This window comes from Prosthecobacter sp. (genome assembly GCF_044227185.1).
Lineage (GTDB): Bacteria > Verrucomicrobiota > Verrucomicrobiia > Verrucomicrobiales > Verrucomicrobiaceae > Prosthecobacter.
The window spans coordinates 39,671-59,454 of sequence record NZ_JBGAFO010000003.1; the positions used below are offsets into that span (position 1 = coordinate 39,671).

A 19,784-nucleotide genomic window follows, 5' to 3' on the forward strand; every position below is an offset into this window, starting at 1 on the left:
AAGCGTAAATACACCACTCGCATGCCGTCCTTGATCCAAGTCACGCACCCCAACGGGATCTATCTGCCTGAGGCGGACCTGTGGCTGGATCCGCATTTTGGCGGGAAGCGGGCGTTTATTTCGCATGCGCACAGCGACCACGTGGCGCGGCATGAGATGACTTTCTGCTCCGAGGTGACGCGGGACCTGATGAAGACGCGCTATGGCTACAAAAGTGAAGGCGAGATGCGCGTGCTGCCCATGCGCGAGGTGGTGGAATGGGAAGGCTGGGAGCTGCGGCTGCTGCCCGCGGGGCACATCATCGGCTCCGCCATGCTGCATCTCACGCGGAAGGCCGATGGGGCCACGCTGCTTTACACGGGGGACTACAAGCTGCGCCAGGGGCTGAGCTCGGAAAAGTGCGAGCTGCTGCAGGCGGACACGCTGATCATGGAATGCACCTTTGGTCTGCCACAGTTCACCTTTCCGCCAACGGCGCAGGTGGTGGCGCAGGTGCTTAAGTTTGTGCAGGAAACGCTGGAGGATGGCGGCATTCCCGTGCTGCTGGGCTACTCGCTGGGGAAGGCGCAGGAGATTCTCTGCGCGCTGGCGGAGGCCGGCCATCCGGTGATGGTGCACAAGTCCATCTGGGACATGACACGCGCGGTGGCGCCGCTGCTGGGCAGGCTGCCGGAGTACCAGCTGTTTGATGCGGCGCATGCGGCGGGGCATGTGCTGCTCTTCCCACCGAGCAACGGGCGCTCCATTGCGATCAAAAAGCTGAAGGTGTGCCGCACGGCGATGCTCACGGGCTGGGCGCTGCAGCCGGGGGCGAAGTTCCGTTATCAGGTCGATGAAATTTTTCCGCTGAGCGATCACGCCGATTATCCGGAGCTGATCGAGACCGTGGAGGAGGTGAAGCCCCGGCGGGTGTGGCTGGTGCATGGCTACACGCGTGAGTTTGCCGCCGATCTACGGCTGCGAGGTTTCGAAGCGTGGACGCTGGATAGGGCGGACCAGCTTGAGCTCACACTGCAAAACGCAGCTCCAGTTTCTCGTCCGGCAGTGGAAAGGGAAGCGGACGACTGGGGAGAGGGAAGCTTTGCACAATGGGCGGAGGCCTGCGCGCAGACGGCTGAGGTGGCATCTCGTCTGAAGAAGGTGGAGCTGCTGGCGGCGATGCTGCGCAGCCTGCCGGTGGCAGACGAACTGCCTCTTGCCGCACGCTTTTCTTCGGGAAGCACCGGGGACACTCCGCTGAACACGGGATGGTCTTTGATCAAACGCGCACTCATCGAGATTAGCGGCGTGAATGAGGCGGAGTACCGTGTCATTTCGCGTTCCCAGGCTGACCTGGGACGTACGGCGTTTCTGGTGCTGCAACGGGCCGCGCTCTCTCCCACGCCTTGTTCTTTGAGTGATGTGGCGGCATTGTTTGACCAATTGAGCAAAGCGGGCGGTCAGATGGAGCGCGTGACGCTCATTAAAACCCGGCTGCGAAATCTGACCGCTGCAGCCGGATCGTGGCTGGTGCGGCTGATGACGAGCGAGCTGCGCATGGGGTCCAAGGAGGGACTCATTGAGGAAGCGGTGGCGGCGGCCTTCGAGGTCACGGCGGATGCGGTGCGCGAGGCTGCGATGCTCTGCGGAGACATCGGCTATGCAGCCGCGCTGGCCAGCGTGCACCGGCTGCATGAAGCCACACCGCGGCCTTTTGTGCCCATCAAGGTGATGCTGGCCTCTCCCGAAGAAACCTCGCAGGATATCTGGGAACGGCTGAACACCTCCGAAGTGTGGCTGGAGGACAAGTATGACGGCATCCGCGCGCAGATGCACCGCACGGCGGAGCGCGTGGAAATCTTCACCCGCGATCTCAAACCGGTGGGGAATCAGTTTCCCGAGATCATGCGTGCTGCCGCCGCGCTGCCTGACGATGTCATTCTGGATGGCGAGATCATTGCGCATGCGGAGGACAAGAAGCTGTCCTTTTTCGATCTGCAAAAGCGTCTGGGGAGACGGGATCAGGCGGACCTTTTTCTGCCCAGCGATGTGACGGTGAAATACGTGGTGTTTGATGTGCTGTGGAAGAATGGCGCCTCGCTTTTGGAAAAGCCGCTGGAGGCGCGCCGTGCCGAGCTGGAAGGAATCGCACTGCCCGTCGGACTGAGTTTGATCGAGGTGATGAAGGTGCGCAGCGCGGAGGAGATCGAGACCTCCTTCCATGCAGCGCGCCGGCGCGGGAATGAAGGACTCATTGCCAAGGATGCACTGAGCACGTATTCGCCAGGGCGGCGGGGCAGGTCGTGGCTGAAACTGAAGAAGGCCTTTGCCACGCTGGATGTGGTGGTGGTGAAGGCGGAGCAGGGGCATGGCAAACGCAGCCATGTGCTGAGCGACTACACGTTTGCCGTGCGGGATGAGGAGGCCGGCAATGCGCTGCGTGTCATCGGCAAGGCTTACAGCGGATTGACGGATGCGGAGATCGAGGAGCTCACCGAGCACTTCACACAGACCACCGTGAGCCAGCGCGGCAGTGTGCGCACGGTGACGCCGGAGATCGTGCTGGAGATCGCCTTTGACTCGGTGCAGGCGAGCAACCGGCATGACAGCGGGCTGGCGATGCGCTTCCCCCGCATCAAGGCCATCCGGCGTGACAAGACGCCTGCAGAGATCGACACGCTGACCTATGCTCGAAAGCTCGCGGGAGTCACGACGTGACTATTTCCGCATCTTGGCAAAGAAGACGCGGGCGCTTTCCATGACACCGTAGGCGGTCTCCTGCGGCGTGAGTCCGGCGGTGTGGATGCGCAGATCCGCCAGCGCTTTGTACAGCGGCTTTCGCTCTGTGAGAAGACGCTCCAGCTTGGTTTTCGGATCCTCCTCACCATTGAGCAGCGGGCGGTTGTTGTTCATGGCCGTGCGTCGTGCGAGGCGTTCCGGGTCCGCCTCCAGCCAGGCGGTGTAGCCGAGGTGGCGCAGGATGGGAAGATTGCGCGGCTGGGTGACGATGCCGCCGCCGGTGGCAATGACGCAGCCGCGCTTGCCCAGCAGCGAGCGCAGGGCCGCGGACTCCCGCAGGCGAAAGCCCGCCTCGCCTTCGGCGGCGAAGATTTCCGGAATGCTTTTTCCAGCGGCCTCCACGATGAGGTGGTCGGTATCGATCATCTTGAAGCCGATCATCTGCGCGACGATGCGGCCGACGGTGGTCTTGCCCGATCCCATGAGCCCGATGAGAAGAATGTTGGGCTGCCGGGGCGGCGGAGCTTCGCCGGCGGTTTGCACCAGATCGAGAATCGAGGAGGCGAGTTCGGGATCATCGCGCAGGGCATCGAAGTAGCTGGCATAGCGCGGCGCCCAGCCGGTGGCGCGCAGCCTTGCATTGGACACACGTTTGTTGCTCCAGCCGCGCTTGCGGTTGGGATCAGGCTCGCGCGTGCCGGGCATCTTGACGCCAAAGAGGGGGCACAAACGCTCCAGGCACTGGCGCTGCGTCATCTGTGCGTCATCCACGACATTGTAGATGCCGCTGAGGCGGTGTGTGACGAGATGCGCGAGAGCGCCTGCTGCGTCATCCGCATGGATTTGATTGAGGATGCGACCCTGGCCGTGATTGCCTTCGACGGCGGCCTTGCCTTCGAGGAGGTTCTTCAAAACAAAGGAACGCCCCGGGCCATAGATGCCGGCGAGGCGCGCGACGGCGCCGTTTGCATTCAGGGCGATGTTTTCCGCTTCGCGCAGCAGCCGGCCGGTGTCGCGGTCCGGATCGGCAAAGCTGGTTTCATCAATTTCTTCGCCGTTCGCCTGGGGATAAACACTGGTGCTGCTGGTGTAGAGCAGAAAGGCGGCGGGGAATGCCTGGGCGAGATGCCGCATGCCATCCACATACACCGACTGGTACATTTCAGCCCCGCCGCGGCTGGAGCTGGCGCAATGGATCACGGCGTCGATGCTTGCTGCCGCCAGCGTGCCAGCGAGCGCGGTGACGGCGGCGGATTGCGAAATATCACAGGCTGCCGTATGCCATGGCTTCACCGTGGCGAGGCGTGCGGCGGATTCCGGCGAGTGCGTGAGACCGATGACCTCATGCCCTGCGGCATGCAGAAGATCAGCGGTGCGCTCGCCGACAAACCCACATCCTGCGATGATCACCTTCATGGCTGGCGGTGTTTCTGATAGTAGGCGGTGACGCCTTTGACGACTCCCTGCACGTAGTCCTCGATGGCGCTGGTCTGCAGGCGTCCTGAGATGAGCGTGCGGCCCAGGAAGTGCCCGCGCAGCAGGCGGCGGTAGGTCTCCTCATTGTTCATGACGTAAGGCTCCAGGTAAACGACGGGGCAGTCATAAATGCGGTTGGCCAGCAGGTTCCGTGCATAAACATAGGAGTTTGTGCCGACGTGGCGGGCATTGGGCGTGGTGTAAACGTAGGCTGGCAGGCCGGTGGCGATGCGCATGCCATTGGCCACGGACTCGGCCAGCGGCAGCTCCTCCTGGTGGATGCGGGAGAAGAGCCGGCGAAACATCTCGAAGCGCACGTCCTGCTGCTCCAGCTCCACGGGCGCGTAGCAGCCGTTCACCAGCACATGCATGTGGTTCATCGGTGAGAACTGCGGCGCGGCGGCGTCGCCCCAGGCTTCGGCGTTGTAGTGCAGGCAGAGCACCAGGTCCGGCTTGATGGTGTTGTTCACCTTCTGGCCACGCGCATGGATCTCACTGACACGATAAAAGAGCTTTTCGCTCTGCCACTGCACCGTGAGGATTTTTGCATCGCCGGTGACGCCGTTGTAATTTTCCTGCGGCTGCGGGAAGCCGGCATCGGCAAGGATCTGGCGTGCCTGCACCACGAAATCGGCCGGGCGCTGCAGCGTCACGGGTTCCGCCCGGTCGCGCACGAGGGAGACATAGGCGCCGAGAGTTTTCAGCCGCTCGGCCAGCACCTGGGCGGTGGTGAGGGTGAGGTCGCCCTCCTGAATGGCCTCGCCGGGGGCAAAGCTGAGCCTGCGCTCCTCCATCACCGCGTAGGCGCCGCCGATGTGGCCGGGATCGATGGCGATGTGAATGTCGCTCAGCAGAGGCCGGCCGTTGAGCGGTGGCATTTCGGCCGCAGCCCGCCAGGTGCGTGAGCCAGGCAGCGGAGTCTCGGCATGGGTGGCGAAGGCCACGCGAGCCTCCGGTTTGAGCGGATCGCCGGTTTGGATGACGACGCCGTCTGCCTCCAGTTTCCATGGTGGCGGAAAAGGGGAGCCATCCGAATACACATCCCGGACGGCGGCTTCGAATTCGCCGCGGGTAAGGGTTTGGTGAAATGACTGCAGCTTGAGCCAGTCGGGCTTGGAGCCGAGCGGGCTCAGGCGGTCCAGGCGGGCCGGAGCAGCGGGTGCGGCGGGCGGAGCTGTAGGTGGAGCAGCAGGTGGAGCAGGTGCGGCGGGCGGAGTGGCAGGTGTGGCCGGCGGGGGGGCTGGCGTTGTGGGCGGAGCTGCGGGCACGGCCGGGGGCGGCGTGGGAGCTGCAGGGGCCGGGGTCGGGCTAGGAATGGGGCCGGGCGTCACCTGCGCGGGACTGAGCGGAGCAGCGGGGGCCGGTACGGGCGCGATCGTCTGCGCCACGCTCGAAACCGCCATCACAGGCGGGAGCATGACTGGCAGCAGGCAGCGACGCAACGTTCGTTTCATCATCATAAATCGCATCCTAGACTTGATCCCCGCCTTCATCATCTACTAAGTAGCGGCACGATGAATGACAACACGGCTGACAGCGCGGACGGACTCTTTCGGCTGCTTTTTCTGGGAGATGTGGTGGGGGAGCCGGGGCGCAAGGCGGTGGGCCTGCTGCTGCCCGTGCTGAAGGAGGAGCTGAAGCTCGACTTCATCGTGGTGAACGGGGAAAACTCCGCCGGCGGGCGCGGCATCACGCCGAAGATCGCCATCAGCCTCATGCGCGCCGGTGCGGCCGTGGTGACCAGCGGGGACCACATCTGGGACCAGAAGGAGATCGTGCCCTATCTGGCCGATGAACCGCGCATGCTGCGGCCCATGAACTATCCGGAAGGCACGCCTGGCAGCGGCTTCGTGGTGCTGGAGTCCAAAAAGTGCAAGGTGGCCGTGGTGAACCTGCAGGGCCGCACCTTCATGAACCAGCAGCTCGACAATCCTTTCCCCGCCATCGCCGCCTGTGTGGAAAAGCTGCGGCAGGAGACTCCGGTGATCTTTGTGGACTTCCATGCCGAGGCCACCAGCGAAAAAGTCGCCATGGGCTGGCATCTGGATGGCAAGGTCTCCGCGGTCATCGGCACCCACACCCATGTGCCCACGGCGGATGAACGCGTGCTGCCCAAAGGCACCGCCTTTCAAAGTGATGCCGGGATGTGCGGGCCGATGGACAGCGTGATCGGCAGCCAGATCGAGCCGGTGCTGGAGCGGTTTCACACGATGATGCCCACACGGTTTGGCGTGGGCAGCGGTGCCGTGCGGGTGAATGGCGCGCTGGTCACCATCGATCCCGCCACCGGCAAGGCGCTCAAGATTGAGCGCATCGCGCGGACGTGGCATGAGTGAGGGTGGAGGTGATTTACAGCTTCTTTTTTAGTGACAGGTCGCAGGATGCTGGCTAGAAGGCGCGCATGTCTGAAGAAAAACGTCCGGTTCCTGCTGTTGTCGATGCCTTGAGCTATCCGCTGGTCAGGATCAGCTGGTTTCTGCTGGTGGTGCTGTGCGCGGCGGGGTTTCTGGTGCTGGTGGCGGTCAGCACTTTAAAGACGGGAAAGATTTTGATTTCGGGCCGCATCATTTTTGCGGCGCTGGCACTCGTCGCTGTGGTTGTGCGCTGCTATTTCACGATCATCGAGCAGACGCTGATCGGCTGGGGCAAGGAGGAGTGGCAGAACACCACCATGGACACCGATGACATGTGGTCCTCCTTGCTCAGCATGGCGGGGCTGGCGTGCATCGCGTGGGTGCCGGTCTTTGCGGTGGCTGAAATGATGGCGCCCTATCCGCAGTGGCGCGAACTCGTCTGCCAGATCACGGCGGCGCTTGGCTGCGAGTATTTCTGCATGGGCACGATCGCCCTGATCGTGTTCAACAATTTTTCCCAGGTGCTGCCGCACCGCATCGTGCCTGCCATGATCAAAAGCGGCGCGTCCTTCATGCTGTGCGGGGCCACGCTGGTGCTGGTGCCGCTGTCATTTCAGATCGTATGGGGCATGCTGCCCGCCTCGCAGGCCACGTTTGTCCGTGCGCTGATCGCGTGCTCTGTGTCCGCCTATTTTCTGATCGCCCACGCGCGCTTCATGGGCCTGCTGTATCTCGCCAGCCGGGAACGCATTGGCTGGGAGGAGTGAGGAGGATCACGCAATGCCTTCGCGCTTGCGCTGCTTGAGGATGAAATCCACGCCGCAGGCCAGCTTTTTGGCCATGGGAGATTTCACGTCCACCGCGCGCCAGAAGGGCGTGATCTCATCGAGCGGTTTGCCGTTTTGATGCTGCTCCCAGGCAAGCTCCGAGGCGATGCGCAGAAAGATGCCGGCGGTGAGCGGGCAGGTGAAATCGGCACGATGTGCGGCGGCCAGATCCTCGCGCATCTGCGGCATGGTGCGGGATTCGCCCCGTGGGATTTTAGCCACATAGGCGGCCACCACGGCGGGCGTGGGGATCAGCATCTTTTCACCTTCGCCATGTCCGGCATAGGGCTTTCCCAGGCGGGAGACGTCCGGCTTGGGCGGGTGGGCAAATTTTTCGCTCCAGGATTTCGGCATGGCGTGGGATTATTTGAGTTTTGCCAGCGCCTCCCGCGCGAGCTTCCGGGCACCGGATTGTTTGACCTTGTCGTCCGCCGCAGCGGTGAAATCTGCGCGGGCGCTGTCGCTGTTACCCAGGGCCTGATAGGCGCGGCCGCGATTGTAGAGGATGTAGGCGTCGTCGGGCGTGAGCGGCAGGGCGGCGTTGTAGGCGTCCAGCGCTTCATCCGCACGGCCGAGCAGCAGCAGCGCATCGCCGCGCCGGTTAAGCGCCTTGGCGGTGAAGGGAATTTTCTTTTCATGCGCCGGTGGCAGGCAGTCGCGCAGGGCCTGCAGGACGAGTTCGCAGGTGGTGGCGGTGGATTCGACGGCGGGCGTTGCGCTGGTGGCGTCCTTGAGATCCTCCTTCACCCGCTCCAGCATCACTTCGATGGGCTCGGCGGCAAAGTCACCCGGACCCTTGGCCTGGGCGTACTGCTGCATGGCAGCAACACAGTCGGCAGTTTTGCCTGCGGCGGCCAGTTTTGCGATCTCCTTCAAGGTGGGCAGCTGCGGTGCTGGTGGTGAATCGGGAGTGCGTGGCGGAGATGAAGGCGCAGGCGGCGCCTCCGCCACGGCGGGCGCGGCGACCGGTGCAGGCGCAGGAGCCGGACCCGCGAGGAAGATGTCATCGCCCACGAGGCGTGAGTACTCCGCGGGAATTTGCCCGCCATTGGAGCGCTCCAGCACACCGGCGCGGGTGCGTTTGAAGACCTGCTCCACCGTCAATCCGGGAGTGCGCAGGTTTTTGAGCAGCTCCTCGGTGTAGAGGCCGTTGGTGCCATCGCCATCCAGCGCGGTTTGTCCCGCATCCGTGGCAAAGGCGATGAGCGATCCGGCGGGCGGCTTCATCTCGCTGAGACCACCGGGATTCGCGGCATCGCGGGTGCGGCCGGTGCGTGCGACGGCGGTGGTGCGGCAGGCGTCGAGGATGACGAGATTGCACAGAGCGCCGGCGGATTTCATGTCCGCCACGGCCTGCTCGACATTGAAGAGCTTGGTTTCGGCCAGCAGGCGCAGGGTCACATCATCGGCGCCTTCGGAGGTGTAGCCGGACTTGACCGGCAGGAGGTAGTTGGAGCCTGCCACGGAGATGCCGTGGCCCGCATAGTAAAAGAGACCGACTTCAGCGCCGGGCAGCGTGGCACGGAACTCCACCACGGCGCGGAGCAGCTGATCGCGGGTGACGTCGTGTTTTTCGATCACTGCGAAGCCGAGCTCGCGCAGAGTCTTGGCCACGGCCCTGGCATCGTTGGCCGTGTTGCGCAGAGGACCCACGGCGGCTTCGTACTTCGCGTTGCCAATGACGAGGGCGGTGCGGGTGGCGGGCTTTGCGGGTGCGGCATCTGTGCGCAGGGCAAAGGCGGCCAGCAGCAGACAACCTGCGATGCAGAGACGGGAGGTCATGGCGGGCAGTCTGCAAGCAGGAACGCACAGGTCAACCAAATGGACAGGCGCAATCGTTTGACCCGCCGGACAGTCCTCGCATCATCCGCCTCGATGAAGTGTGCCCTCCCTTTCCTAATGCTCCTCGTGACGAGCTGCAGCTCCAGCTTGAAACATGCCGCCGAGGCCGCTCCCCTCATTCCGGGAGATCCGACGGCGCCCTCGCAGGTCACGCCGAACGAGGCGATGGCGATTGCACAAAGTTATGCCAGCCACACCTGGCGTCCCTTTGCACGGAACATCCTGCACGGGAAGGACAAGGCGGGCGTGCTGGTGAACACGCCGGATGTGACACACGAACCACAGCAGGACCGCAAGGGCTGGTGGGTGCCGGGAGAGGTGAACAGCGGCGTGCCGTACAAGTGGGGCGGCTTTGATGATCCGGCCTCGTTTGATCTCGCCATTGGCAATGGCAGCGCCGGCGGGGATGTGTCGTCTCCCGAAAAGCGCCGTGCGGACAATGCGGCCGTGAGCAGCCAGGCCGCAGGAGTGGACTGCTCCGGCTTCGTTTCTCGCTGCCTGAAACTGCCGAGCGTGCACGACACCAGCCACCTGCCGGCGGTCTGCACGGAGCTGGCCAGTGCGCAGGAGCTGCAGCCCGGGGACGTGCTGAACATTCCGCACCGGCACGTCATACTCTGCGCGGGGTGGTACGATCCGCAGCATACGTGGATCTATTATTATGAAACCGGCGGCGCCCCCGACTACTGGAAGCCCGGCCTCAAGCAGGCGCCGCTGGCGGCGCTGCTGGCGCTCGGCTACAAGCCGCTTCGCTATAAAGGCATGGCCTATGAGCGGGTGCCGGGCGGCAAGCAGCCCAGGGAGGTGCTGACGCGTGCGGTGAAAGCGAGCGCGGCGGTGGTGCCAAATCCGACGATTGGCGAGCCGTGATGGGAGGTTTGAGTTGTTGACGGCACGGCATGCGGCGTGACAGCATGCGCGCTTTCCCAACCGTTCATGGAAGCCACCCTCCGCCCCTCCCGCACGCGCTATGGCGTGATCGTTTTCGCCGTGATGCTCGGCGTCATTCATTACATTGACCGGGTGTGCATTTCGAGCCTGGCTCCCACGATCCAATCCGACCTGGGCATTTCCAAGCAGGAGATGAAATGGGTGTTTACGGCCTTCGTGGCAGCTTACGCCTTGTTTGAGATCCCCGGCGGCTGGCTGGGGGACAAATGGGGGCCGCGGCGGGTGCTGCTGCGCATCGTGATGTTTTGGAGCGTCTTCACCGCGGCCACGGGAGCGGTGTGGAACTGGCTCTCGCTGATTGTGTGCCGGTTTTTGTTCGGGGTGGGCGAAGCCGGAGGCTTTCCGAACATTGCAAAGATGTTCAGCATCTGGCTGCCGCACCGGGAGCGGGACGTGGCGCAGGGCATCACCTGGCTGGCGGCACGCTGGGGCGGCGCGCTTTCGCCGCTGCTGGTGTTCGCGGTCTCCGGCGCGGTGGGCTGGCGCTGGACGTTTGCGGTGTTTGCCTGCCTCGGTGTGGGCTGGGTGGTGCTTTTCAGCCGCTGGTTTCGGGACAATCCGGCAGATCATCCCCGTGTGAATGCGGCGGAGCTGGCGCTGCTGGAAGAGGCGAAACACAACATGGACAGCCATGCGACGATTCCCTGGAAGCGGCTGCTGACGACGCGCTCGGTGCTGCTGCTCTGGCTGTACTACTTCTGCATCAGCTACGTCTGGTATTTCTACATCACCTGGATGCCCACTTACATGAAGGAGGCGCTGAAGATGAACATGGACGATCCCATGACCGCGGTGCTCGGCGGAGCCCCGCTGTTTTTCGGCGGCATCGGCTGCTATCTGGGCGGCGTGATGGCGCGCAGGCTGGAGAGACGCCGGGGCGGCAGCAGCAGCCGGCCACGGCGAGTGGTGGCGGTGCTGGGCATGCTGGGCGCCGGGCTTAGCATCATCGTGGCGACGCGGCAGTCCGATCCGACTTTCGTCATGCTGGCGATGGGAGTTTCCGGCTTCTTCAATGACCTGTCCATGCCCTGTGCCTGGGGGGCGGCCTCGGACATCGGCGGAAAACTGGCAGGCTCCGTCTCGGGCAGCATGAACATGATGGGAAATTTTGGCGGTGCGCTGGCTCCGCTGGCTGTCATCTGGATCCTGGATGCGGTGAAGGACGACTGGAACGTGCCGCTCTATGTCGCAGCGGCGACCTATCTGGTCTCAGCGCTGTGCTGGATGTTCATCGACAGTGATGAGAGACTGACTGAGAAGTGAAGCGGGCCATTCCTCACTTCTGCTCCGTGCTCTTGAACTTTTTCAGCTCATCTTCGATGCGCTTCCGCGCTTTGAGGTCCGGCGTCTTGAGCGCTTCGGCGCGTTCGAGATAGCTGAGCGCCTTCGCCTTGTCTCCCAGCGCCTGATGGGTGAGGCCGATGTGCTCCAGAATTTCGGCGTCTTCGGGAGTGATGGATTTCATCAGGGCTTCGGCGCGCTGCAGTTCCTTCAGCGCTCCGGGGTAGTTGCCCTTTTTGAAATGAAACCAGCCGAGGCTGTCGATGTAGGCGGGCTGGTCTGGCAGCAGCTCGTTGGCCTTGGCGATGAGTTCGCCCGCCTTGTCCAGGTGCGTGCCGGCGTCCAGCCACATGTAGCCGAGGAAGTTCATGGTGTTGGCGGCGGCCTTGGACTCCTCCCGCGGAGTGAGGGTGATGGATTTCTCCAGCATGCGCGAGGCGTCCTCATAGCGTGCCAGGCGTTCGAGCGTGATGCCGTACTGGTAGTAGAAGAGGTAGTCCAGCAGCTCGTTCTGGGCGGAGCTGGCAGACTTCTCGGCCTCGGCAAACTGCTGGACGGAAGGGCCCCACTCCTCCCGCGCACGATGGGCGATGGCGAGCTGGTAGTGGACAAGGGGATAATCCGGGAACAGGCGCACGCTTCGCTGGCCCATGCGCACCATGTCGTCAAACTTCTGCGTCTGGTAGAGCTCCCAGCCGAGCTTGACGTAGTCGCCTATTTCACCGCCGCCGTACTGAATGGCGGCTTCGAGATGGGGAATGGCCTTCTCGGGCTGCTTGAGCTTGTCGTACTCAGCGGCCAGCAGGCGCTGCTGTTCGGGGTCGTCCGGCGCCTGCTTCACGATCTGCTCCAGCGTGGCGAGCGCCTTCTCCTTCTGCTCCGCGGCCACGTAGAGCCGGTAGAGCAGCTTGCGGGCGTCTAGGTTGTGGTGCTCGGCGGCCAGTTTTTCGCAGAGCTGGCGCGCGCGCTCGGGGTCGTTGGTCAGCAGATACTGGCGGGCGACTTCGAGGGTCACCTGCTCGGCATTGGCCTTGGTGGCAGCCTTGAGCGCGTTTTCAAAGAAGGGAACCACGCGCTGGCGGTATTCCATGCCAAACTCCGCCTGCCCGAGCGGCCAGACCCGCTCCGCGGTGCGGCCGGTGGCCAGCCAGTACTGCGGATCGTGGCTGTTTTGATTGGCGGCCTGAGTCATGACCTCGATGGCCTTGTCCCGCTCGTTGTGGGTGAGGTGGAGCATGACCGCCATCTCATAGACCTCGGCATGGGAGGGGAACTTTGCCAGAGCCTCGGCCACGGCCTTGGAGGGGACGTCGTCTTTCTCAAAGAGGTCCTCGGGCGGGTAGGTGCTGGCAAAGCGCGCGAGATTGAGCAGCGGTGCCGGGCTGTGTGGACTGGCGCGCACCGCATCTTGGAGGATTTTCAGCGCCGCCTCACGCCCCTGGAACTGCATGGCGATTCCAGCGGTGTGGGATGCGAGGTCCGCGTTGGCCGGATCGGCCTTGAAAACAGCCAGGTAATGATCCAGCGCCTGGCGCAGTTTTCCGGCGGACTCAAACTGGAGCGCCGCACTGAAGTGTGCCAGCACGTCCGCCCGGGTGGCGGCGTCTGGCGAAAGCTGGAGGTCTGAGCCGTCCGCCGCTTTGACTCCCAGAGACAGGTCTGCCACGGTGGCGGCGCGGCCTGGATGCAGGGAGCCCAGCAAGACGGCAAGGCACAGCGTCAGGCAGGGCCGCAGGGCCCTGCCAGCCGCGTCGTACCCGGGCATGACAAGGCTTCCTGCGTCTCGATGCCATCGAATCGCACTGCGAAGAGGAGCCATGCCGGGAAGGCTAGCGGTTACGACTTGTAGCGCAAACGCTTCTTGTGACGGTTCGCACGCATGCGCTTCTTGCGCTTGTGCTTGTTGATCTTCGTTTTTCTCCGCTTTTTGAGCGATCCCATGTTCGTGTTCTCCTATGTAGGTTGGCGTTTGATCTAGTGGACGACTTTGTTGAGAGGGTATTCCACGATACCCTCGGCCCCCAGCGACTTCAGCCGCGGGATGATTGTCCGCACGGTGGCTTCGTCAATGACCGTTTCCACAGCCACCCATTCCTGGCTGGCGAGGGTGGAGACGGTGGGCGAGCGCTGGGCCGGCAGGCAGGCGACCACTTCCTGCAGCCGCTCGGCCGGCACGTTCATCTTGAGTCCCACCGTGTGGCGGGCCTCGAGCGCACCTTTGAGCAGCAGCGAGAGTGTCTCCATCTTCTGCCGTTTCCATTCATCACGGGCGGCAGGTTTGCTGGAGACAAACTGGGGGTAGCTGAGCATCAGCGTGTCCACGATGCGCAGCTTGTTCGCGCGCAGGGACGAGCCGGTTTCAGTGATGTCCACGATGGCATCCACCATTTCGGGCACCTTCACTTCAGTGGCGCCCCAGCTAAATTCGACCTCGGCCTCCACACCGTGCTTGGCCAGGTATTTCTTCGTCATCTCCACCGCTTCCGTGGCGATGCGCTTGCCCTGCAGATCCTTGACGGTCTTTACGGGGGAGTCCTCAGGCACCACCAGAACCCATTTGGTGGGCTTGGAGGTGGCCTTGCTGTAGCGCAGGTCGGTGATGACCTCCACGTCCGCCCCATTTTCATCGATCCAGTCCAGACCGGTGATGCCGCAGTCCAGGAAACCATGGTCCACATACCGGCCGATCTCCTGGGCGCGCAGCAGGCGCAGCTCCAGCTCATCATCATCCACCGTGGGGCGGTAGGAGCGGGAGGAGACGACGATGTTGAACCCTGCGCGCTTGAACAGTTCGAGCGTCGGCTCCTGCAGGCTGCCTTTGGGCAGGCCCAGGCGGAGGATGTTCTTGGGTTCGGACATGGTTGGGGGAAGGGGGCGCGCATCCTAGTGGCATTTTTTCCTCTGGCGAGGGGAAATTTCACGGCAATGCGGCCCCCTGCGGCGCCGAGCGGTCTTTCGAGCCGGGCGGGCGGCTCAGTGGGATGCTTTGAGCCCTGCGGAAAACTCAAAGGAGGTGGCCGGCGGTGATTTCAGGGCCTGGGTGAGCTGTTCCTCGAAGTCATCCCAGGCAGCCGCCTCGCTGGCACTGGAAAATGAGCAGGAACCGCCGGACGAGCTGAGGAATTTGGCCCCAATCTGGCCGCTATGCCGGGTGTTCCATCCCGGGCCGTTCTCGGCAGGATATTTGCCTGGCTCGATGCGGAGGTGAAGCTCCACGCCAGTGAGATCATCTTCGCGCAGGGCCTCGATGCGCAGGCCGCGAATGCCGGGGGTTTCCTCGCTGGCAAAGCGGATCAGCAAAGCGGAGATGGTCTTGGGGCCAAACGGACTGTCGCGCAAGGCCAGGGCCTGCTTGATCAGGGGAATCTCTTCAAAACCATTGGCTGGCTCGATCTGCACTTCGACGATTTTGAGAGCGTCCTTTTCGGTGAGCCGCGGCCTGGGCGGAGGAGGTGGCTGCAAGAGCGGTTTCTGGTGTTCCTGACGCCATGTATTTGCGGCGGCGATCCGTTCCGCATCGCGTTGACGGCGGCCTGCTTTCGGGGAAAAGGCGTATTTTTTGCCATCGATCCGGTGCAACGACCAAAGGGCAAAATCGCAGACGAGCGGATTGGTGAAGCTGAAATCTCCGTTGCTGCCGCTCATGCCATCGCGTTTCTCGTGGTCTTCGAGCGCATGCGCCAGGAGCGCGACGGCGGTGTCCCTCGCCTCGGGAGAGACCGGACGCCGTTTGGGGTTGGAAAATCCGTGTTCGCTGACGGGAGATCCGAGTGATTCGCCCAGCTTCTCCACAATCTTAAAGCGTTCCGACACAGGGCGGTCATCCCAATGGTCCACAAGCCTGCTCATGGCCTGGGAGTCGCCACTGGCGATCAGCAGATCGGCCATCTGGTCGAAGCCATTGGTGGGGTCATACGGAGCGGTGGTGGAGAAAAGGCTCCACTCTCGCAGGATGGCGGGCAGCGCCTTGGGATGGTCCTGATTGAAAAGTTGTTCCGCGGCATCGAGACGCACTCCTGTTTCGGCCCCCTTCTTCACCATCAATTCGAGAAGCATTTCGGTGGCTGCCGGGCTCTTGAGCAAGCCAAGCTGCTGGATGAACTGGCGATGCAGCCATTCCGAGTCAGCCTTTTTGGTGCCGCGCAACACTGCATCTGCCACTGCTTCCGGGGCTTCTTCCTTTAACTGTTGGACGAGCGGACCGGGAGAGGTCCTGCCCGCGGCGATGGAGTCCACCAGCATCTGCTTTTTTCCCTTCTTCTGGTAGTCGTCCCACCACTTGCGGGCGGCTTTCTGCACCTCCAGCATCTTGTCCTCATTGGACATGTAGCCCGAGGTTGAGGCCGGTGAGTAGAAATTCTGGCCGGACATGCGACTGAGGATCTGCTGCGCGCAGTCGCCGACCGTCAGAATGGTGTGGGAGAAATGAAAGTTCCGATGAAAGCCGACGGACCGCGAAAAGCGGTCATCGGTGAGCGCTTCAATGAGTGCGGGCGCGGCAGGGTAGCCGATGGCGAGAAGCTGGTGAGCGGGAGTGGTGCCTTTTTCTTCCATGCTGAAGACATCGCACCAGCCCGGCTGGCTCCACTGATGGCCGTTCTGGTCCCGCAGCATCCAGACCAGCTCGGCGATGCGCTTGTCCTGCGGCAATTCGTCGATCTGCTTCTGAGTGAGCGTGGGGTGCTCTTCATCCTCCTTCACCATGCGCTCCAGCATGGCGATGCATTGTCTGGCCCGCTCGGCATGCAGGGTGTGGGGGAACAGTTTCAGAATCCGGCGGAAGGAAGCGAGCAGAGAAGTGCGTGGCTCAAACTTTCCACCCGGGGAGCCTCCCCAAAGGCTCGTGTTCAGCCCGCCTCCTCCGCAGCGCAGCACAGCGTCCCACATGGCGGCGTGGGAGAGCTCGATCTCCAGGTCCTCCTGCATTGATACGGCGGCCTGGGTGTCGGAACGCCTGACCGCCAGTTTTTGTGCCTCGGTGTAAAGCTGTGCCGCCAGCTTTTCCTCGCCTCTCTGCCAGCAGACATAGGCCAGGAAGAAAACTTCCGCTTTCTCGCCCAGCTTCGCGCCAAAGCGGCTCCACGTGTCCTTGGGCGGGTGGCGCAGTGTGTCTAATCTCCGCTCAATCATGGGCAGAAACGGGCGCTCCTCAAACCCGACGCGTTCGTGGTCCGGAGTGCCTGGCTTCGACTTTTTCCAGGTGCCGGTTGTGAGATCGGGCCGCACTGTGGAGAAATCAACCTTCGTCTCCTTGGTAACGAAACCCATGCCAGTGTGAGCCTTTGGCGTATCCTGCCCGCCACTGGAAGACCAGCTGCCATTCCAGATTTCCGCCCACCTGGCCTCTTTGACATCCGGGTAGCCGAGGGTGGAGAACCACTTGAAGCATTTCAGTGCTTCATCAGGAAGCTGAGCGGAGACAGTGGCGGGCAAGCATGCCGCCAGGGTGAGGGTGAGGATGAGAAGACGAGTCTTCATGGCCGGGAGCATAAGAGGATGTGCTGGTAAACAGCACGCAAAATCCCGGCGAATCTTGGGGTGGGCGGTCAAGGCAGCGCCTTGCGCCAGTCCAAGGCAGCTCTTTTGAGGCGCTCAGTCGTGTCTCTTTCCTTCTCGGCGAGGTTGGTGGTCTCGTTGGGATCTTTGGACAGATTGTAGAGTTCGGTTTGAGTGCCGTCGGCATTGACGAGGAGTTTCCAGTCGCCGTCGCGAATGGCGACATTGGGAGATTTGGAGTTCGGCTCCTTGGGGTAAGGAAAGCCGTTTTTCACTTTGCCCGCCTCTCCGGGTTTGCGGCCGTATTCCCAGAACAGTGGTTTGTGGCGGAGCACCTTCTCACCAAGGAGTGCGGCGCTCATGTCTTCGCCGTCCTGGTCTGCACCGGGGGTTTTGATTTGCGCCAGGGCGCAGAGGGTGGGCATGAAATCGACACTGCTGAAAACGGTGGAGTCATTCACCACACCTGCAGGTACCACGCCTGGCCAACGCACGATGAGCGGGGTGCGAATGCCGCCTTCGTAAAGGCTCCACTTCATGCCGCGCAGACCCTTGGTGCGGGTGTGGTCCAGCGTGGGTTCGGGGCCGTTGTCGCCGCAGAGGATGACGAAGGTGCTGGCCGGGAGAGCCTCGAGGAGGCGGCCGATCTGGCGGTCTGTTTCCGCCAGCACGTCACGATACTTCTCCGGCAGCCCTCGTTCATCTTTGCCCTCCAGAGGGCGGTAGGGTGTGTGGACGTCGTCGAACCACACATTCACAAAGCAGGGCTGGCTGGCGTGCTCGCGCAGGAACTTCAGGGTCTCATCCACCGTCCAGCGGGTGCGGTCATGGCGCTCCACCTGCTGGGGCTCGCGCCTGGTTTCCCAGGGTGTGGTTTTCAGACCGAGCGGCGCGGCAGGCTCCGGGCTTTCATAGGTGCCGAGGCCGACATCATATCCATAGGCGGCGAATTTGGGGGCGTCCGTCACATCGCGGCCACCACCGAGGTGCCATTTGCCGATGTGGGCTGTGGCGTAGCCTGCTTCTTTAAAGGAGCGTGGCAGGGAAGCGGCTTTGGGGTCAAGAAAATCCGCCTGCTCGCATTCGCGGTTGCCGGCCTTCGTTTGCAGGTAGCTGGTGATTCGATGGCGCGCCGGAAACTGCCCGGTGATGATGCCGCAGCGCGAGGCGGAGCAGATAGGCGAGGCCGTGTAGAACTGGCGGAACTGCATGCCTTCTTGGGCCAGGTGGTCCATGTGAGGGGTGGACACTTTTCCGCCAAAACAGGATGGGTCGCCCCAGCCCATGTCATCGACGAGGATGAAAACGACATTGGGTTTCTGGGCGGCCTGGAGCCAGCCACAGAGGGAGAGAGAGCAGAGAAACACTGAGAGGAGCAGGCAACGCATGGGGCACGTAAACGCCCGCGGCTCCCCGGCTTTTCGTCCACAATCCGCTCTCACCTATCCAAAGGCCACGCCCGGGGCGGGCATTAAATCCACATTGACGCCCCCGGTTTGGGGAATACTATGCGGCTTTCAAGGACGCATCATCAAATCATGATTCGTTCATATAACCCACACGATCCACATCATGTCCCGTAGCTACATCTTTTCGTCCGAGTCCGTCGGCGAAGGCCATCCTGACAAAGTTTGCGACACCATTTCTGACGCCATCCTCGACGCCTGCCTCGCGATCGACCCGAAGAGCCGCGTTGCCTGCGAAACCTTCGCCAAGAGCAACGTCGTCGTCGTTGGCGGTGAAATCACCATCCCGAAGCTTCAGAACAAGAAGCTCGGAACCACCAAGCCGATCGACGAAGTGATCAACGTCGGCAAGATCATCCGTGACGCCGTGCGCGGCATCGGCTACGTGAATGACGACGACGTGTTCCACGCCGACAAGCTCTTCATCAACAACTACCTCACCATCCAGAGCCCGGACATCGCCCAGGGCGTGGACGCCGCCGCAGCGGATGGCAAGAAGACCCAGGAACAGGGCGCTGGCGACCAGGGCATCATGTTTGGTTTCGCCTGTGACGACACTCCGGAGCTCATGCCTGCGCCGATCATGTACGCCCACCGCCTGGGCCGTGAGCTGACCCGCATCCGCAAGGCTGGCAAGGCCGCCAAGTGGCTGCGCCCGGACGCCAAGAGCCAGGTCTCCGTGGAATACGTGGACGGCAAGCCCACCCGTATCGTGAACGTCGTCATCTCCACGCAGCATGCCGCTGACGTGAGCCACGCCGAGATCGAAAAATTCTGCATCGAGCAGGTCATCAAGAAGGTGCTGCCGAAGGAAATGCTGACCAAGGGCACCGAGTACCTCATCAACCCCACCGGCAAGTTCGTCGTCGGCGGCCCTCAGGGCGACAGCGGCCTGACCGGGCGCAAGATCATCGTGGACAGCTACGGCGGCATGGGCCGTCACGGCGGTGGCGCCTTCTCTGGCAAGGACCCCTCCAAAGTGGACCGCAGCGCCGCCTACATGGGCCGCTGGGTCGCCAAGAACGTCGTGGCCTCCGGCCTTGCCACACGCTGCGAAGTGCAGTTTGCCTACGCCATCGGCCATCCTGAGCCTGTGAGCGTGCACATCGACACCTTTGGCACCGGCACCATCGGCGACGAAAAGATCCTCGCCGCCGTGCTCAAGGTCTTCTCCTTCAAGCCCGCTGACATCGTGAAGCAGCTCAACCTGCTGCGCCCGATCTACAGCAAGAGCACCAACTACGGCCACTTCGGCAAGATCGGCGACCCCGATCTCACCTGGGAGCAGACCAACAAGGCCGACGCGCTGAAGAAGGCTGCGAAGTAAGCTGACCGTTGTTGCACAGCACCAACGCTACTTTGAAGCCGCGCGG

At 62.7% G+C, this 19,784-nt stretch carries 15 protein-coding genes; 6 read left to right on the forward strand and 9 right to left on the reverse strand.

Features of this window, described 5'->3' with window-relative positions; translation table 11 throughout:
- The first annotated feature begins 21 nt into the window (after positions 1-21).
- Complete coding sequence (locus ACILSQ_RS07860) at positions 22-2,697, forward strand: ATP-dependent DNA ligase (protein WP_395743049.1); 2,676 nt, start codon at positions 22-24, stop codon at positions 2,695-2,697.
- On the opposite strand, the gene ACILSQ_RS07865 is transcribed toward ACILSQ_RS07860, so the two are convergent.
- Together ACILSQ_RS07865 and ACILSQ_RS07870 are read right to left on the reverse strand one after the other, a co-directional pair.
- The gene (locus tag ACILSQ_RS07865; protein WP_395743050.1) at positions 2,698-4,134 is read right to left on the reverse strand and encodes a shikimate kinase; all 1,437 of its coding nucleotides are present in this window, start codon (positions 4,132-4,134) and stop codon (positions 2,698-2,700) included.
- The gene (locus ACILSQ_RS07870) at positions 4,131-5,648 is read right to left on the reverse strand and encodes a hypothetical protein (RefSeq protein ID WP_395743051.1); all 1,518 of its coding nucleotides are present in this window, start codon (positions 5,646-5,648) and stop codon (positions 4,131-4,133) included. Before ACILSQ_RS07870 ends, ACILSQ_RS07865 begins: the two co-directional genes overlap by 4 nt.
- 60 nt (positions 5,649-5,708) lie before the next feature.
- On the opposite strand from ACILSQ_RS07870, the gene ACILSQ_RS07875 reads away from it, so the two are divergent.
- Both ACILSQ_RS07875 and ACILSQ_RS07880 read left to right on the forward strand, forming a co-directional pair.
- Positions 5,709-6,530, forward strand: coding sequence for a TIGR00282 family metallophosphoesterase (locus ACILSQ_RS07875; protein WP_395743052.1), 822 nt, complete (start codon positions 5,709-5,711; stop codon positions 6,528-6,530).
- 65 nt (positions 6,531-6,595) lie between these two features.
- Positions 6,596-7,315: a hypothetical protein gene (locus tag ACILSQ_RS07880; RefSeq protein WP_395743053.1), complete on the forward strand. Its 720-nt coding sequence runs from the start codon at positions 6,596-6,598 to the stop codon at positions 7,313-7,315.
- A 6-nt stretch (positions 7,316-7,321) separates the two neighbouring features.
- On the opposite strand, the gene ACILSQ_RS07885 is transcribed toward ACILSQ_RS07880, so the two are convergent.
- On the reverse strand, positions 7,322-7,729 hold the full coding sequence (locus ACILSQ_RS07885; protein WP_395743054.1) for a hypothetical protein: 408 nt from the start codon (positions 7,727-7,729) through the stop codon (positions 7,322-7,324).
- A gap of 9 nt (positions 7,730-7,738) precedes the next feature.
- A complete protein-coding gene (locus ACILSQ_RS07890) occupies positions 7,739-9,157 on the reverse strand; it encodes a caspase family protein (RefSeq protein ID WP_395743055.1) in 1,419 nt (472 codons plus the stop codon).
- Between the two features lie 147 nt (positions 9,158-9,304).
- Here ACILSQ_RS07890 and ACILSQ_RS07895 point away from each other — a divergent pair, with 147 nt between their 5' ends.
- Positions 9,305-10,087: a hypothetical protein gene (locus ACILSQ_RS07895; protein WP_395743056.1), complete on the forward strand. Its 783-nt coding sequence runs from the start codon at positions 9,305-9,307 to the stop codon at positions 10,085-10,087.
- Positions 10,088-10,153: 66 nt separating this feature from the next.
- Complete coding sequence (locus ACILSQ_RS07900; RefSeq protein WP_395743057.1) at positions 10,154-11,431, forward strand: MFS transporter; 1,278 nt, start codon at positions 10,154-10,156, stop codon at positions 11,429-11,431.
- Positions 11,432-11,444: 13 nt separating this feature from the next.
- Here the strand turns inward: ACILSQ_RS07900 and ACILSQ_RS07905 are convergent, their stop codons facing one another.
- The 5 genes from ACILSQ_RS07905 to ACILSQ_RS07925 all read right to left on the reverse strand — a co-directional run bounded on the left by ACILSQ_RS07905 (position 11,445) and on the right by ACILSQ_RS07925 (position 18,333).
- Entirely contained in the window at positions 11,445-13,214 is a 1,770-nt protein-coding gene (locus ACILSQ_RS07905) for a tetratricopeptide repeat protein (protein ID WP_395743058.1), read from the reverse strand.
- A 71-nt stretch (positions 13,215-13,285) separates the two neighbouring features.
- Positions 13,286-13,390, reverse strand: a complete 105-nt coding sequence (locus ACILSQ_RS07910; protein ID WP_133796641.1) for an AURKAIP1/COX24 domain-containing protein — start codon at positions 13,388-13,390, stop codon at positions 13,286-13,288.
- A gap of 33 nt (positions 13,391-13,423) precedes the next feature.
- Complete coding sequence (gene hisG / locus ACILSQ_RS07915) at positions 13,424-14,308, reverse strand: ATP phosphoribosyltransferase (RefSeq protein WP_395743059.1); 885 nt, start codon at positions 14,306-14,308, stop codon at positions 13,424-13,426.
- A 114-nt stretch (positions 14,309-14,422) separates the two neighbouring features.
- Positions 14,423-16,927 carry a hypothetical protein gene (locus tag ACILSQ_RS07920; protein ID WP_395743060.1) on the reverse strand — a complete coding sequence of 835 codons (2,505 nt, stop codon included), beginning with the start codon at positions 16,925-16,927 and terminating at the stop codon, positions 14,423-14,425.
- A gap of 68 nt (positions 16,928-16,995) precedes the next feature.
- Entirely contained in the window at positions 16,996-18,333 is a 1,338-nt protein-coding gene (locus ACILSQ_RS07925; RefSeq protein ID WP_395743061.1) for a sulfatase-like hydrolase/transferase, read from the reverse strand.
- A gap of 184 nt (positions 18,334-18,517) precedes the next feature.
- Here ACILSQ_RS07925 and metK point away from each other — a divergent pair, with 184 nt between their 5' ends.
- Positions 18,518-19,738 carry a methionine adenosyltransferase gene (metK, locus tag ACILSQ_RS07930; RefSeq protein WP_395743062.1) on the forward strand — a complete coding sequence of 407 codons (1,221 nt, stop codon included), beginning with the start codon at positions 18,518-18,520 and terminating at the stop codon, positions 19,736-19,738.
- Positions 19,739-19,784: the final 46 nt, after the last annotated feature.